At 73.2% G+C, this 2153-nt stretch carries 2 protein-coding genes; both read left to right on the top strand.

The genetic code is table 11. The features are described 5' to 3' along the window. Window positions 1-35: 35 nt before the first annotated feature. Window positions 36-1331 carry an ergothioneine biosynthesis glutamate--cysteine ligase EgtA gene (gene egtA / locus ACWF94_RS39290; protein WP_453499896.1) on the top strand — a complete coding sequence of 432 codons (1296 nt, stop codon included), beginning with the start codon at window positions 36-38 and terminating at the stop codon, window positions 1329-1331. Then, window positions 1328-2153, top strand: an 826-nt coding sequence (locus ACWF94_RS39285; protein WP_453499894.1) for a DinB family protein, incomplete at its 3' end; no start/stop codon positions are given. The genes egtA and ACWF94_RS39285, both read left to right, overlap by 4 nt.

Here is a 2153-nt window from a genome sequence, read left to right as displayed (position 1 = left end):
GTGCCTTCCCAGGGCCTCCGAAAGGGGAGCCGATCATGCGTCCACCCGATGCCGGCGACTACGACCGGCCGCTAGAGGAAGCGGAAGCAGAGGATCTGCTCCGGTGCATCTGCTTCAAGAACGGCCCGCCCCGCACCGTGGGCGTGGAACTGGAATGGCTCGTTCAGGAACGGCGCGACCCCCGGAACCCCGTCCCGGCGGACCGGCTGACGGCCGCCCACGACCAGGTGCGTTCCCTGCGCCTCGACTCGGCGCTCACCTTCGAACCAGGCGGTCAGCTGGAGCTCAGCTCGCTGCCCGCCGCCTCCCTGATGGAGTGTGTCGACTCCGTCTCCGCCGATCTGGCCGCCGTCCGCTCCGTGCTCGGACCCGCCGGTCTGATGCTCGCGGGCATCGGGCTCGACCCCTGGCTGCCACCGCGCAGACTGCTCAGGGAGCCGCGCTACGACGCGATGGAGGCGTATCTCGACCGGACGGGCCCCGCCGGCCGGGTCATGATGTGCAGCTCCGCCTCCATCCAGGTGTGTCTGGACGCGGGCGAGGAGGAACCGGGGCCGCTCGGGCACGGCCGGCGCTGGCGGCTGGCGCATCTGCTGGGCGCGGTGCTGACGGCCGCGTTCGCCAATTCGCCCGCACACGCCGGGCGCCTCACCGGCTGGCGCTCCACCCGGCAGGCGATCTGGGCCACCCTGGACGCCGTACGGCCGATCTCACCGCCGCTGGACCAGGAGCCGCGAGCGGCCTGGGCCGGGCATGTGCTGGACGCCCCGTTGATGTGTGTGCGGATGGAGCCGGGGCCCTGGCAGCGGCCCGCGTCGCTCACCTTCCGTCAGTGGATACGCTCCGGCGCCCCGCGCCCGCCGACCCGGCAGGACCTCGACTACCACCTGACCACGATGTTTCCGCCCGTACGGCCGCGTGGGCATCTCGAACTGCGCATGATCGACGCACAGCCGGGCGACGACGGCTGGATCGTGCCGCTGGCGGTCACCACGGCCCTGTTCGACGATCCCGAGGCCGCGGAGACCGTGTACCGGGCGGTCAAACCGCTCGCCGAGTACGCGGGCCCGCTGCCGGCGCCGCTCAACCCACTGTGGCTGAGCGCGGCCCGCCGGGGACCCGAGGACCCGGAACTGCGCGCCGCCGCCGTCACCTGTTTCACCGTCGCCCTGGAGGCGCTGCCCCGGATCGGCGCGTCCGACGCCGTGGTCGCCGCGGTCGCCGCCTTCACCGAACACCATGTGATGCGCGGGCGCTGCCCCGCCGACGACCTGCTCGTCCCGTCGCTCTCCCCGGCGCCGGACGCACCCGGGAAGGGAGAGGGCATATGACCGAGGACCTCAGGCGGCACGCCCTGGACGCGCTGACCACGGCCCGCGACCGTACGGCGGTGCTCACCGGCTGCGTCGACGACCGGGAGCTGACCGCCCAGCACTCCCCGCTGATGTCCCCGCTGGTGTGGGATCTGGCGCACATCGGCAACCAGGAGGAGCAGTGGCTGCTGCGTACGGTCGGCGGACACCGGGCGCTGCGCCCCGAGATCGACTCCGTCTACGACGCCTTCGAGCATCCGCGCGCCCTGCGTCCGACGCTGCCGCTGCTCGCCCCGGCCGAGGCACGTGACTACGCCTCCGAAGTACGGGGCCGGGTGCTGGACATCCTGGAACGCACGCCGCTGGAGGGCGGGCCGCTGGTCGACGCGGGCTTCGCCTTCGGCATGATCGCCCAGCACGAGCAGCAGCACGACGAGACCATGCTGATCACGCATCAGCTGCGCGAGGGCCCGGCGGCGCTGACCGCGCCGGAACCCCCGGCGGCGGACGCGGCGGGGCTGCCCGCCGAGGTGCTGGTCCCGGGCGGCCCGTTCACGATGGGCACATCGGCCGAACCGTGGGCGCTGGACAATGAACGGCCCGCGCACCAGCGGGTCGTCCCGGCCTTCCACCTCGACACCGTGCCGGTGACCTGCGGCAGCTATCTCGCCTTCATGGCGGACGGCGGCTACCGCGAGCCCCGCTGGTGGGCGGCCGAGGGCTTCGACCAGATCCAGCGGCACGGCATCACGGCACCGCTGTTCTGGCGGCTCGACGGCGGCCAGTGGCTGCGCCGCCGCTTCGGGGTGATCGAGCCGGTGCCGATGGACGAGCCGGTGC

Source organism: Streptomyces sp. NPDC055078, from assembly GCF_053607985.1.
The sequence above is the reverse complement of the archived record's forward strand: the minus strand, read 5'-3'. Positions and strand labels throughout refer to the sequence as shown.